The organism is Arcticibacterium sp. (assembly GCF_055134445.1).
On record NZ_JBSRVI010000105.1, the window covers coordinates 1 to 14,483 of the forward strand.

General features: G+C 37.0%; 13 protein-coding genes. 3 read left to right on the top strand and 10 right to left on the bottom strand.

The annotated features are described in order from the left end of the window. The 3 genes from ACTBZY_RS13725 to glmM form a co-directional block, all read left to right on the top strand. A partial coding sequence (locus ACTBZY_RS13725; protein WP_463046909.1) for a DNA-directed RNA polymerase subunit beta occupies nt 1-213 on the top strand: 213 nt, incomplete at its 5' end. Nucleotides 214-243: 30 nt separating this feature from the next. Then, on the top strand, nt 244-4,551 hold the full coding sequence (gene rpoC, locus ACTBZY_RS13730; protein WP_463046910.1) for a DNA-directed RNA polymerase subunit beta': 4,308 nt from the start codon (nt 244-246) through the stop codon (nt 4,549-4,551). Between the two features lie 325 nt (nt 4,552-4,876). Then, on the top strand, nt 4,877-6,271 hold the full coding sequence (gene glmM / locus ACTBZY_RS13735; RefSeq protein ID WP_463046911.1) for a phosphoglucosamine mutase: 1,395 nt from the start codon (nt 4,877-4,879) through the stop codon (nt 6,269-6,271). 8 nt (nt 6,272-6,279) lie between these two features. Here glmM and ACTBZY_RS13740 read toward each other — a convergent pair whose 3' ends face one another. From ACTBZY_RS13740 to ACTBZY_RS13785, 10 genes are all read right to left on the bottom strand, one after another. Then, nucleotides 6,280-6,567 carry a hypothetical protein gene (locus ACTBZY_RS13740; RefSeq protein ID WP_463046912.1) on the bottom strand — a complete coding sequence of 96 codons (288 nt, stop codon included), beginning with the start codon at nt 6,565-6,567 and terminating at the stop codon, nt 6,280-6,282. Next, nucleotides 6,560-7,081: a DUF420 domain-containing protein gene (locus ACTBZY_RS13745; protein ID WP_463046913.1), complete on the bottom strand. Its 522-nt coding sequence runs from the start codon at nt 7,079-7,081 to the stop codon at nt 6,560-6,562. Before ACTBZY_RS13745 ends, ACTBZY_RS13740 begins: the two co-directional genes overlap by 8 nt. Beyond that, nucleotides 7,078-7,752, bottom strand: coding sequence for an SCO family protein (locus ACTBZY_RS13750; protein WP_463046914.1), 675 nt, complete (start codon nt 7,750-7,752; stop codon nt 7,078-7,080). The genes ACTBZY_RS13745 and ACTBZY_RS13750 overlap by 4 nt, the downstream gene beginning before the upstream one ends. A 29-nt stretch (nt 7,753-7,781) precedes the next feature. Beyond that, nucleotides 7,782-8,117 (bottom strand): cytochrome C oxidase subunit IV family protein, encoded by a 336-nt coding sequence (locus ACTBZY_RS13755; RefSeq protein ID WP_463046915.1) that lies wholly within the window; start codon nt 8,115-8,117, stop codon nt 7,782-7,784. 24 nt (nt 8,118-8,141) lie between these two features. Next, nucleotides 8,142-8,870, bottom strand: coding sequence for a cytochrome c oxidase subunit 3 (locus tag ACTBZY_RS13760; protein WP_463046916.1), 729 nt, complete (start codon nt 8,868-8,870; stop codon nt 8,142-8,144). 89 nt (nt 8,871-8,959) lie between these two features. Beyond that, nucleotides 8,960-9,532, bottom strand: coding sequence for a cytochrome c oxidase subunit 3 (locus ACTBZY_RS13765; protein ID WP_463046970.1), 573 nt, complete (start codon nt 9,530-9,532; stop codon nt 8,960-8,962). Continuing rightward, on the bottom strand, nt 9,532-10,413 hold the full coding sequence (cyoE, locus tag ACTBZY_RS13770) for a heme o synthase (protein ID WP_463046917.1): 882 nt from the start codon (nt 10,411-10,413) through the stop codon (nt 9,532-9,534). Before cyoE ends, ACTBZY_RS13765 begins: the two co-directional genes overlap by 1 nt. Before the next feature lies 1 nt (nt 10,414). After that, a complete protein-coding gene (locus ACTBZY_RS13775; RefSeq protein WP_463046918.1) occupies nt 10,415-11,359 on the bottom strand; it encodes a COX15/CtaA family protein in 945 nt (314 codons plus the stop codon). Between the two features lie 77 nt (nt 11,360-11,436). Beyond that, nucleotides 11,437-13,305 carry a cytochrome c oxidase subunit I gene (locus ACTBZY_RS13780; RefSeq protein ID WP_463046919.1) on the bottom strand — a complete coding sequence of 623 codons (1,869 nt, stop codon included), beginning with the start codon at nt 13,303-13,305 and terminating at the stop codon, nt 11,437-11,439. A gap of 30 nt (nt 13,306-13,335) precedes the next feature. Next, entirely contained in the window at nt 13,336-14,442 is a 1,107-nt protein-coding gene (locus ACTBZY_RS13785; protein ID WP_463046920.1) for a cytochrome c oxidase subunit II, read from the bottom strand. Nucleotides 14,443-14,483: the final 41 nt, after the last annotated feature.

A 14,483-nucleotide genomic window follows, 5' to 3' on the forward strand; every position in this document is an offset into this window, starting at 1 on the left:
GGAGAAATGGAAGTTTGGGCATTAGAGGCCTTCGGAGCTTCTCATGTTCTTCGTGAGATTTTGACATTGAAATCTGATGATGTGGTTGGACGTGCCAAAGCCTACGAGGCTATCGTGAAAGGGGAAAATCTTCCAAAGTCAGGAATTCCAGAATCATTCAATGTACTTGTACATGAATTGAGAGGATTGGCTCTTGAGATTACCTTGAAATAATTTATCATTTTCATTTAAAAAAGAAAGAAAATGTCTTTTAAGAAAAACAAAAAGTTAAGCAGCGACTTTAACAGCATAACCATTAGTTTGGCTTCTCCAGAATCAATTCTGGAAAGCTCTTTTGGTGAAGTTACGCAACCAGAAACTATCAACTACAGAACTTACAAACCAGAAATGGGAGGTTTGTTTTGTGAGCGTACTTTTGGTCCAGTAAAAGACTGGGAATGTCATTGTGGAAAATATAAGCGTATTCGTTATAAAGGTATCATCTGCGACCGTTGCGGTGTAGAAGTTACCGAAAAGAAAGTACGTAGAGAGCGTATGGGTCACATTGAACTAGTAGTTCCTGTAGCTCATATTTGGTACTTTAAAAGTCTTCCAAATAAAATAGGTTACCTATTAGGTCTATCTTCTAAGAAACTTGACCAAATTATTTACTACGAGCGATACGTTGTAATTCAAGCTGGTGCAAAAGAAGAAGATGGTATCCAGTACATGGACTACCTTACGGAGGAAGAGTACCTTGATATCGTAGATAAATTACCAAGAGAGAACCAACTGCTACCTAACGACGACCCTCAAAAGTTCATCGCCAGAATGGGAGCAGAAGCTTTAGAGATGCTATTGAGCAGATTGAAGCTTGACGAACTTTCTTACGAACTACGTCATCAAGCTGCAACTGATACTTCTCAACAAAGGAAGGCAGAAGCTTTAAAAAGATTGAGAATTGTAGAAGCTCTTCGTGATGCCAACACAAGGATAGAAAACCGTCCAGAATGGATGATTATCAAGATGGTTCCTGTAATTCCACCAGAATTACGACCTCTTGTTCCTTTAGATGGTGGACGTTTTGCGACATCAGATTTAAATGATCTTTACCGTCGTGTTATTATTCGTAATAATCGTCTTAAAAGGTTATTAGAAATTAAAGCCCCAGAAGTAATCTTACGTAACGAAAAACGTATGCTTCAAGAGGCCGTAGATTCTCTTTTCGATAACTCAAGAAAAGTAAATGCGGTACGTTCTGATGGAAACCGTGCGTTGAAATCACTTTCAGATATGCTGAAAGGAAAGCAAGGTCGATTCCGTCAAAACTTATTGGGTAAGCGTGTTGATTACTCTGGTCGTTCTGTAATTGTTGTAGGTCCAGAATTGAAATTGCACGAATGTGGTCTTCCCAAAGGAATGGCTGCCGAGCTTTTCAAACCATTCATTATCCGTAAGCTTATTGAGCGTGGTATCGTGAAAACGGTTAAATCTGCAAAGAAAATAGTAGATAGAAAAGACGCTGTAGTTTGGGATATTCTTGAAAACGTGTTGAAAGGACATCCGGTTATGCTTAACCGTGCTCCTACGCTTCACAGATTGGGTATTCAAGCTTTCCAACCAAAATTAGTGGAAGGAAAAGCCATACAATTACACCCGTTAGTATGTACAGCATTTAACGCCGATTTCGATGGTGACCAGATGGCCGTTCACGTTCCTTTGGGACAAGAAGCTATTTTGGAAGCCTCAGTATTAATGCTTTCTTCTCATAACATCTTGAACCCTGCCAACGGAGCACCTATTACGGTACCTTCTCAAGACATGGTTTTAGGACTTTACTATGTAACCAAAGGTAAACGTTCTACAGAAGATGAGAAAATAGCTGGTGAGGGAATGACATTCTATTCTCCGGAAGAAGTTATTATTGCAATGAACGAAGGCAGTGTTTCAAAACATGCTTATATCAATTGCAAACTGACCGTTAAAAATGAGAAAGGTGAATTAGAGAAAAAGATTATTGAGACCGTTGCTGGTAGAATACTCTTCAATCAATTTGTTCCTGAGCAAGTAGGATATATCAACGAACTTCTAACTAAAAAGAAACTTCAAACCATTATTGGTCAGGTTTTCAAAGAAGTGAGTTTTGCTAGAACAGCGGATTTCCTTGATGATATTAAAACACTTGGATTCCAAACGGCCTTTACTGGTGGACTTTCCATCGGTTTAGGAGATATCATGATTCCGGAAGAAAAGCAGGATCTGATTGAAAATGCTCGTGTAGAAGTAGAAGAGGTTCAAAGTAACTATATGTTCGGTATTATTACGGAGCGTGAGCGTTATAACCAAATCATTGATATCTGGACTCGTGTAAATACGAGATTAAGAGAAACACTTCTACAACAATTAGAAGATAAAGATCAAGGCTTTAACTCTGTTTATATGATGATGCACTCTGGAGCCCGTGGTTCTAAAGAGCAAATTCGTCAATTGGGAGGTATGAGAGGTTTGATGGCCAAGCCACAAAAGAACATTCAAGGTTCTGTAGGTGAAATCATTGAAAACCCAATTCTTTCTAACTTTAAAGAGGGTCTAGATGTATTAGAGTACTTTATCTCTACCCATGGTGCTCGTAAAGGTTTGGCTGATACAGCCCTTAAAACTGCCGATGCGGGTTACTTAACAAGACGTCTTCATGATGTTGCTCAGGATGTTGTCGTAAACGAACAGGATTGTGAAACCCTTAGAGGTATTACAGTTTCTGCGTTGAAAGAAAACGAAGATGTGATTGAGCCATTATCTGAAAGGATTCTTGGAAGAACAGCTGTAGACGACGTGATAGATCCTGTCACTAAAATGCTATTAGCTAGGGCTGGTGAAGAAATCACAGAAGAAATTGCAGATCTTATTGAAGAGTCTGCAGTAGATTCAGTGGAAATTCGTTCTGCTTTGACTTGTGAGACAAGACGTGGAATTTGTGGTAAATGCTACGGTAGAAACCTTTCAACCAACAGGATGGTGGAAGTAGGAGAAGCTGTTGGAGTAATTGCCTCTCAGTCTATTGGAGAGCCTGGTACACAGTTAACGCTTCGTACATTCCACACAGGGGGTACGGCGATGAACGTTTCTGTAGATGCTAGTATCAAAGCGAAATTTCCAGGTATAGCCAATTTCGATCAAGTACGAACAGTTGAGAGTATAGATAAAGAAGGAAATCCTACTAAAATAGTTTTAGGAAGACGTGGAGAATTGAGAATTGTAGATCCTGAAACAAATCAGATCTTAATTACCAACAACATTCCTTACGGTTCTACTTTACAGATAGAAGATGGTCAAAAACTAGAAAAAGGTGATGATGTATGTCACTGGGATCAGTTTAACGCCGTTATTATTTCTGAAAGAGATGGTAGCATTGAATATGATGCTATTGAAGAAGGTATTACTTTCCGTGAAGAAGCCGATGAGCAAACTGGTTTTAAGGATAAAGTAATTACAGACTCTAAAGACCGTACTAAAAACCCGGCCATCATTATCAAAGGAAAGAAAGACGACGAAAAATCGTATAACCTTCCAGTTGGTGCCCGTGTAATGGTAGAGGATAAAGCTAAGGTAAAAGCAGGACAGATTCTGGCGAAAATACCAAGAGCTATAAACATGAACGCCGATATTACTGGTGGTCTACCTCGTGTAACGGAGCTTTTTGAAGCACGTAACCCTTCTAACCCAGCTGTAGTTTCAGAAATTGACGGTGTTGTATCTTATGGTGGTATTAAAAGAGGTAACCGTGAAGTATTCGTGGAAGCCAAAGATGGTACTAAAATGAAATATATGGTTTCTCTTTCTAAGCTAATCTTGGTTCAAGAAGGAGATTACACTAGAGCTGGTGAACCACTTTCTGATGGTGCCATTACTCCTGCTGATATTCTAAGAATTAAAGGACCTACTGCGGTTCAAGAATATTTAGTAGAAGAAACTCAGGCGGTATACCGTCAGCAAGGTGTAAAACTTTCTGATAAGCATATTGAAGTGATTGTACGTCAAATGATGCAGAAAGTAGATATCCTAGACGCTGGTGATACTATTTTCTTAGAGATGCAAGCCATTGATAAATGGAAGTTCCGTGTTGAGAATGACAGAATCCTAGACATGAAAGTTGTTGAAGATGCTGGAGGTTCAGACCAATATAAGCCGGGACAAATGCTTACTAATCGTGATTTCAGAGATGAAAACAGTAGATTAAAGCGTGAAGATTTGAAGATAATGAAAGTGAGAGAAGCAAAACCTGCTGTATCACAGACTATTCTTCAAGGTATCACCACTGCTTCACTAGGAACAGAATCTGTGTTTTCTGCAGCATCTTTCCAGGAAACTACTAAAGTCCTTTCTCATGCCTCTGTTCAGGGTAAAGAAGATACCTTGGAAGGTTTGAAAGAGAACGTGATTGTAGGTCATCTTATCCCTGCCGGTACAGGTAAGAGAGATTATCAAAATCTAATTGTAGGTTCTAAAATTGAACTTGAAGCTGCTCAGGAGCGAATGCTGATTGAGAACAGAAAAAGAGAATATGTAGATTAATAGTTAAATCCCGTCAGCTGAAATGTTGCCGGGATTTTTTTGTTTTATGACACTATTTTAACCAATTCTTTCACAATAATAGGTAACTCATTCATTTTGATAGCTTTGTGACTGTATTCAATTCACTTTGGAGTTGAAGGTATTTCATTTGAAGTGAAACTTTATAGGTTAAAGTATTTTCGTATTAGAAAGACACCCCGGAATCCTGGGTGTCTTTTTTAGTTTTATACAATACTTTTTATTTTAGCAATGCTCGCATTAACTTCTAATTCCATATTATTCCACGTATTTTTGCCATCCATATTCATTAATCATAAGAGATACCGTGACCTTAATTAAATCTATATCAGGCATTAGAGGAACTATTGGAGGTAAAACAGGAGACAGCCTTAGTCCTTTAGATGTTGTTAAATTTACCGCAGCATTTGGAACTTTCTTACTTCAAAGAAATCCTGATCTTAAGAAAATAATCATTGGACGCGATGCAAGACTCTCAGGTGCAATGATATCTGGTTTAGTGAGCAATACGCTCATAAGTCTAGGTTTTGATGTTGTGGACTTAGGACTTTCCACAACACCCACAGTTGAGATGGCAGTGGTGTTTGAAAAGGCTTCTGGAGGAATCATCCTAACCGCCAGTCATAATCCTATACAATGGAACGCCCTAAAGCTACTTAATGAAAAAGGTGAGTTTATTTCTGCTTTGGATGGTGAAGAATTACTGGCCATTGCAGATGCTGAAAACTTCAACTTTTCTGAAGTAAAAAAACTAGGCACTTACAGCACGGATGATACTATGTTACAGAAACATGTAGATGCCATTCTAAAGCTACCTCTGGTAGACGTAGAAGCTATTAAAAAGGCCCATTTCTCTGTTGTGATCGATGCCATCAACTCTTCCGGAGGAATAGCAGTTCCTTTGCTTCTAAATGCACTTGGTGTTAAAAACATTAAATGTATTAACTGTGAACCCACCGGTCATTTTGCACATAATCCAGAACCACTTCCAAAGCATCTGACAGAGATATCCCATGAATTGGAAAAAGGAGACTATAATCTTGGTATCGTAGTAGATCCTGATGTGGACAGGTTGGCATTTATTTGCGAAAATGGAGAGCCTTTTGGTGAAGAGTATACACTGGTGGCCATTGCTGATTATATTCTTTCTAAAACTCCTCAAAAAGGCCTAAAAACAGTCTCGAATCTATCTTCTAGCATGGCTTTGAAGGTAGTCACCGAAAAACATGGTGGGGAATATCAAGCTTCGGCTGTAGGTGAGGTAAATGTAGTGACCAAAATGAAAGAAATCGGTGCCATTATTGGTGGAGAAGGAAATGGTGGAATCATTTATCCTGAACTACATTATGGAAGAGATTCATTAGTCGGTATAGCCCTATTCCTTTCCCAACTGGCTCATTTCAACAAGCCTGTAGGTTTCCTTAGGAAAACATTCCCTAACTACTTTATTGCAAAGAAAAAGGTAGAATTAGACGCCTCTATGGATGTAGATGCCATCATAGCTTCCATTGAAACGAAATATAAGAAATACACTATTGATAAGCAGGACGGATTAAAAATCACTTTCGACAACGAATGGGTACACCTTAGAAAATCTAATACAGAACCAATCGTTAGAATCTATGCAGAATCGGAGTTCGAAACCACAGCCGATAACCTTGCGGATAAAATTATTGCTGATATAAAAGAACTTATGAAATAGATAATATTCTATTTATAGATATTCTTTAAGCGGGTAGACAAAGAGAGCTTTTCTGAGAGCTCTCTTTTGCTAGCTCGAAACCAAAAAAAAGCAACTCCAGCTACCAAAATATAAGGCATTAGCAATAGATATAATATGCCGAAATTTAAACCTGTCCCTATAACACCTCTACCCTCGCTAAGGTTACTGCCTACGGTGGCTCTACACATGGCACACTGAGCCATGCTCACATTAGAAGCTACCATTACCAAAAGTAATATTAAAACAATTTTAGTTATCGAATTCTTTTTAAGCATAATACGGTGAAATCATTAAGTAAGCTATAACCCCTGTTATAGAAACGTACAACCAAATAGGATATGCAAATTTAACCAACTTTTTATGTCTTTGAAAATCACCTACCAAAGCAAAATAAAATGCTCTAAGCACCAATGGCAGCACTACAAGGGATAGGATTATATGACTCAATAGGATAAAATAATAAAAATATTTCACACTTCCTTCACCACCAAAAGAAGTAGATGGATTCGTTAAATGGTATAGCACATAGCAAACCAAAAACAATCCACCTAGACAAAAAGCTAAAGTCATAGACACTCTATGAGCAATCTGATTTCTACGTTTTATAAAAATCAAACCTAAAACCAACAGTACGCTGGTCATGATATTTATTCCTGCAATGATATGCGGTAACATTCTTGTCCATTCGCCTAAATATGGCTTTGACCGTATTCCTAGTAGTACCGCCACCACTAAAGGAACCACCACAGATATTACATTTATCGTTTTAAGAGAATAATCCTTTTTCATTTCTGCTTATTAATTATATCCTTAAGCACCTTAATTTCCAGTTTAAGCCTTTCTATTTCCTCTAAATCCGTTCCATCATAAATTCCCCTTACGAGGTTATTATTATCCACCAGAACCACCTTATCGGAATGAATGAAAGCCATGTCAATGTCGTCAATAACTTCAGCTTCATTATCAGAAGAAGCATCCATTACGGGAAGCTTAAACTGCTTAATAGCTAAATTATAAATGTATAGTTTATCACCAGTTAAAAACTGCCAGGTACTTTTTCCTTGAACAAAATCTTTTGAATAAGCATTTAGAACCGAAGAACTATCATGTTCGGGATCTACTGTTATACTTAAAAAACGAACATGCTCATCCTCTTTAAAAGTATCTTGAACTCGACTTAAATTCTGGTTAATAACAGGACAAATGGTCCCACATCTAGAGAAGAAGAAACTTACCACTTTAATATCCTTCTGATAATCAGAAAAGGTCATTGTTTCCTCTAACTGATCTTCTAAAGTGAAATCCTCTATTGCATGAAATAGCGTATCCCCTTCTATGACTTGAATGTGACCTCTTTCATCCAATTCTGGAAAGTAAGTTGGTAATTCAAAGTTATTAGCTCCGCAAGACTTAAGAAAAATAAAAAATAAAGCCGGAATCACTAATAAAAATATTAGCATCCCGGCTTTTAAAAAACCTTTATTCATGATTATCTCAAAGAACCAATGTATCCTCCTTCAAAATAAACTAAAGCTGCAATAAACCAGAATACAAAGACAACTGGTAATATTACTGTCCATATTAAAGCCTTCACTTCATTTTTAAGGTGCATAAAGGTGCCTACGATGTAGAAAGACTTTACAAAGGTTAAAATAATAAATAATGATATTTTAAGCCATTTACCTAAGCTACTGTCAGAGCTAATTGTGAAAGCAATTATAAACTCGACTGCCGTTATGATTAACAAAATCCAGAATACCTTCCACAACTCCTTTGTTTGTGGTTTCTGTTTTTCTGCTTGAATATTTTCTATGTGTTCTGTCATCTTATATAATACTTTTGAAAATAATTAAACTAGGTAAAAGAAAGTAAATACAAACACCCACACTAAATCTACAAAGTGCCAGTACAAACCAACCTTCTCCACCATTTCATAATGCCCTCTTTTCTGATAAACGCCATTTGAGGCGTTATAAAAAATAAGGATATTTAATATAACTCCAGAGAGTACGTGAGTTCCGTGAAATCCAGTAATAAAGAAGAAGAAGTCTGCAAATGCTGCAGGGCCGTATTCATTATGAACTAAATTAGCTCCACCTGCTCCTGTTCCATGAATAAAGTGAGACCATTCCCAAGCTTGAGAACCCAAAAAAGTAATCCCTCCAAGTATAGTCCATAACATCCACTTCTCTACATCAGCTTTATCCATTCTATGTCCAGCTTCAACAGCCAGAACCATAGTAACAGAGCTAAAAATCAAAATGAAGGTCATGATACCAACGAAAACAAGAGGTAAACTTAGACCATGTAAAAAAGGCACTGCCTCAAACACCATTTCTGGCGTAGGCCACCATTCTTGAGAAAACGTGAAATCCTTAATTGACTGACCTGGATTTAGATCCTTGAAAGTAGGAAAACTAAACCTTACCAATCCATAAGAAATCAATAAAGCGGAAAATGTAAACGTATCAGATAGTAGAAATATCCACATCATCAATTTACCATATCCAACTCTCATTGGTTGCACCCCACCCTTCCATAAAAGATTATCGGGTGTTGAAGAAGCATGACTTGACATAAAACGTTCTTAATTTTTAACTATAAAACCGAGGCAAATTTAATCATCTTTTGCAAAAATGCCTTGGGAATAGCGTATTGGTTAAAAAATTATCTAAAATACAATAAAAACACAAAAAGGTAAATCCATAAAATATCTAAAAAATGCCAGTAAGTAGCACAAACCTCAATTTGAACCATCTTTTTAGCATGAATACTCATTCTAAAAGCTGCAACTAACGAAAACAATAGAACCACTAAGCCACTTAATAAGTGGAAAGCGTGCAGCCCTGTTAAGATATATAAAAAAGAACCCGAAGGATTTCCCTTCAAATATACGCCTGCTGATTGCAACTCCTGCCATCCAATATACTGCATCACTAAAAATATCAGACCAAAAATGGTCGTAATACTTATGAAAATCCTTAGTTTTTTAAACTCATCTTGCCTAGCCGCTTTTAATCCCAAATGCATAAAAAGACTACTTATGAGTAAAACCAACGTACTCCAGTAAAATATAGCTGGAAGTGTAAACTCCACCCAGTTACCCTCAGCCCTACGTACTAAATAGGCCGATGTTTGCGATGCGAAAAGCATCAAAATAGTAATAATAAAAAGCCATGTCATAAACTTCCATTTATTGACACTTAAAACCGGCTTAGGTTCTTTTTCTGATATTGCCATCATAATTTATCGAGTAAATATGCGATTTGCACCACAGGTAAATAAATAAAAGAGCCAAACATTAACTGAAGTGCAGCCTTTTTGTCCATCTTCCGCATCAGATGAAATGTTTGAATCAAGAATAACACGCCAAAAAGCATGGCTATCATAGCCGAGTGAATTCCTGTCATTCCTAAGTAAAATGGTACCCAACACAAAGGTAAAAGCACCACTGTATACATCATAATTTGTATAGCAGAATTGATATTTCTACCACCAGATGATGGTAATAACTTAAAGCCTGCTTTTGTATAATCTTCATCCAACACCCAAGCGATAGCCCAAAAGTGAGGGAATTGCCAAAAAAACTGAATTCCAAATAATATTCCTGGCTCTAAACCAAATTGATTAGTAGCCGCTAGCCATCCAATCATCGGAGGGAAAGCCCCTGGTAAAGCTCCCACAGCCACTGCTACTGGCCCCTTCCTTTTTAATGGTGTATAAACAAATCCATAAAGCACAAAAGACAAAAAAGAAATACCCGCTGCTTTAAAATTAAAATAATAAGACAGTATAAATAAAGCTATACAAAGGCAAATAGCACTAAATATAGCAGATTCTTTAATTGATAAACGACCAGATGGAATAGGTCTATCCATCGTTCTAGTCATTAATTTATCCAAATCTTTCTCCCAAATCTGATTCACCACATTGGCAGCAGCAGTGGTTAAAAAAGCAGCTAAAGCAAATAGTGAAAGACTACCATAATTTACATTGTGGCTTCCCAACATATAACCAATAGCACTGGAAAACACCACGGTAGAAGATAACCTAAACTTTGTTAACTCAAAGTATGCCTTAAATTTCAAAACAAAATTATTTAGAACAAGACTCTCTTCCATATCAATTTCCTTTTATAGCTGACTGATTACCAAAAATCAAATAAAGACTAAACTGCAATCCGATAATAAGCGTTGCAAAGGTAAGATGAATTGGCTGTGCAAACGCTGGAATTTCAAAAAGACCTAAAATTCCTCCTACAACAAATTCTAACACCACCAACAGAACTAAGTATCTCACAAATTTTAACCCTAATCCACCCTTCTCCGATTTCTTTACCGTTTTCAATAAAAGCCCATGGGAAATCAAAAGAATAATACCCAGAATAATATGTATATAAAACCTTCCTCCAAGTAATAAACTTACCCATTGCTCCCTTGGCTCACTTCCAAAAGATAAATGGTCCACGGCCTCCCTTATTTGTGTTCCCAAGATCAATTGACCAAAACTTAAAATCAACAATATGAGCACTCCAAATCTATAAGAAGTATTTTGTTCTGAGTCTAACACTTTATCATACCTGTAGGCCAAAAACAAGGCATATATCAATAGCATAACAACAAAGATTGCCAAAACCAAATGAACAGTCACTAATCCCGGATGTAACTCGTAAGAAACCACTTTCGAACCCAAAAATCCTTCCACACCTACCAAAACAAAAGCTAAGAAGGAATAAAGAATAACGCCTGATTTAGTGTTTTTATATTCTTTATATGAAAAAACAAGTGTGATAAAAATAAATAAACCAATAAGAACCCCTACCAATCTATTCACATATTCCACCCAAGTCTTAAATGCATGGAATTCCACCTCACCCTTTAGTTTTTCACCGAATATCTTTTGATAATTCTCGGGAAGCTGACTTACATGTGTAGGAGGAATCCAAGTTCCAAAACATTTTGGCCAGTCTGGACAGCCCATACCAGAACCGGTAGCTCTCACTACTCCTCCTACGAGAATTAGAAAGTAAACTGCAGCAATGGTAATAATGGCAAATTTTTTATACATCTTAAAACAAAAAGAACGAAGTACTTGGCATTAACTTCCAGTACTTCGCACTTGGTTTTATAAATAATACCGAGATATCAATCTGGAATATTCTTATCAAATTCTATAGACTCCACTATTTTCTCTTCTTCTATCAACTCATTCTCCTCTGGGAAGTTAGATTCAGGAGTGGCAGAAAAAGGTATGTGTTGTGGAATAAAATCCTCTTTAGCACCAGGCTTACTATAATCGTAAGGCCATCTGTATACTGTTGGTATTTCACCAGGCCAGTTACCGTGACCAGGAATAATTGGTGTCGTCCACTCCAAAGTATTAGAATTCCATGGATTTGCAGGTGCCTTCTTACCCCAGAAAATAGAATATATAAAGTTAAATATGAATATTAATTGAGCTGCAAAAGTAACAATGGCAGCCACTGTCATGAATGTATTCAAATCTGCGTAAATATTGAAAGCGTCAAAACCAGACCATGCATAGTATCTTCTTGGGAAACCAGCAATACCAATATAGTGCATAGGGAAGAAAACCGCATAAACACCGGCAAATGTTATCCAAAAGTGAACGTAACCCAAAGACTTGTTCATCATTCTACCAAACATCTTTGGGAACCAGTGATAAACTCCTCCAACCATACCAAATATAGCCGCAGAACCCATTACTAGGTGAAAGTGAGCCACAACAAAATAGGTATCATGAAGCTGAATATCTAGAGCAGAGTTACCTAATATAATACCTGTCAATCCACCTGAAACAAAGAAGGAAACCAATCCAATAGCAAATAACATTGCTGGAGTAAAAATAATATTTCCTCTCCAAAGTGTCGTAATATAGTTAAACGCCTTTACCGCTGAAGGAACTGCAATAATCAAAGTCAATAACATAAACACTGAACCCAAGAAAGGATTCATTCCTGTCATAAACATATGGTGAGCCCAAACAATAAAAGCTAAGAACATAATTCCAGCCATTGATAAAATCATGGCTTTATACCCAAAGATTGGCTTACGGGAATTGGTAGCAATAATTTCAGAACTTAAACCTAGAGCAGGTAAAATAACAATGTAAACTTCAGGGTGTCCTAAGAACCAAAACAAGTGTTGGAAAAGAATAGGACTTCCTCCTTGATTTGATAAAGCTTGTCCATTGATATATATATCTGAAAGGTAAAAGCTAGTACCAAAACTTCTATCAAAAATCAATAATAATGCTGCTGATAATAAAACTGGGAAAGAAAGTATTCCCAAGATAGCTGTAAAAGTAAATGCCCAGATAGTCAATGGTAACTTGTCAAAGGTCATACCCTTTGTTCTTAAGTTGATGACTGTACTCACATAGTTTACTCCACCTAACAACTGTGAAATTATGAATAGAGCCATGGCTACTAACCATAATGTCATTCCCGAACCAGAACCTGGATTAGCATCTGCTAAAGCACTTAGTGGTGGATATATTACCCAACCACCACCAGCAGGACCAGTCTCGATGAAAAGAGACCAGAACATTATCACACTGGATAGGAAAAAGAACCAGAACGATAACATGTTCATAAACCCTGATGCCATGTCACGGGCACCAATTTGAAGTGGAATCAAAAAGTTAGAGAAAGTACCACTCAAACCTGCCGTAAGCACAAAGAAAACCATGATGGTACCATGCATGGTAACCAAAGCCAAATAAAAGTTAGGATCCAATTTTCCTTGACCATCTATCCATTGACCTAAGAAAGGCTTTAGGAAAGACATGTCCAAATCTGGAAACCCTAACTGTAATCGGAAAACTAGAGACATTAAACCCCCAATCACAGCCCAAATAATTCCAGAAATTAAATACTGCTTCGCAATTATTTTATGATCTTCCGAAAAAATATAAGTTCTAATAAAACCAAGCTCATGATGTTCCTCATGACCGTGATCGTGTGATCCTGTATGTGATAAATCTGTTGACATATATCTTAAGACTTTAAATCAAATTTAAAATTATTCTCCTGCTACCTCTATTACTTCTACAACTTCCACCACTTCAGGTGTTTCGTTAGAACCAATGTATTTAAGAGCTCTGGCTTTTAAATTATCTGGTACTAATTCTATAAAACCTGGGTTCATAGTCAAGAACGGTGTTTGTTCCCTTTTCCAAGCCTCATAATCTTCTAATTCATCCACAATCAGTATAAGTCTCATACTAAAGTGACCTCTTCCGCATATTTCAGTACAAGCGATTTCATAATTAAAATCAGGGTTACCCAATTCCTTCCTCATGTCCTCCGTTGACTTATCTGTTTCAAACCAGAATTTAGTTGGCATTCCAGGAACAGCATCCATTTTAACTCTCATATGAGGGATAAAAACTGAGTGCAATACATCCCTTGCTCTAATTTTTAAAAGTACCGGTTTTCCTTTAGGGATATGTATCTCTGTGGCACTTGTGAAATCATCAAAAGAATTCGGATCTGTAAAATCAATACCAAAAGAATTTGATTTGGTATCATCTATCAAACGATAATCATAGTCACCCAATTTGTTATCATCTACGCCAGGGTAACGAACTGCCCAAGCAAATTGACGACCCATAATTTCAATAACCTCTGCATCTTCAGGAGCATCATCCATTATCTTATTCCAAACTCTCAAACCAGAGAATACCAAGCCAGCCATCACCACAGCAGGGATAACCGTCCATATTACCTCTAATTTATTATTATGAGGATAAAATGAAGCTCTATGTCCCTTTTTGTATTTATACTTAATAGGGAAGTAAAACAATAATGAATTCACTATAAAGAATGCAACCATAATTACACTCATAGAAACCCAAAACCAGAAATCAGTCTCACGCCCATGAATAGAAGAAGCTTCCGGCAAGAAATCCTTTCTAGCATCTAGAAACGACCATACCAAACCTACTACGCATAGTATCCAAAAAATAAACAAACCAATGGCATTCCAGTCATTAGAACTGTCTAAATGGGTGTCCTCTACTTCAGCGGTTTTCCCCTGAACACCCTTTAATAAATCCTGTGTTTTACCTACAACGATAATCGTTAAGGCTACAAACAAAAGGGCTAAAATTCCTATAATAATTGTCATATAATTAACTATTCAATCTCTTTTTAAGATATATATATTCA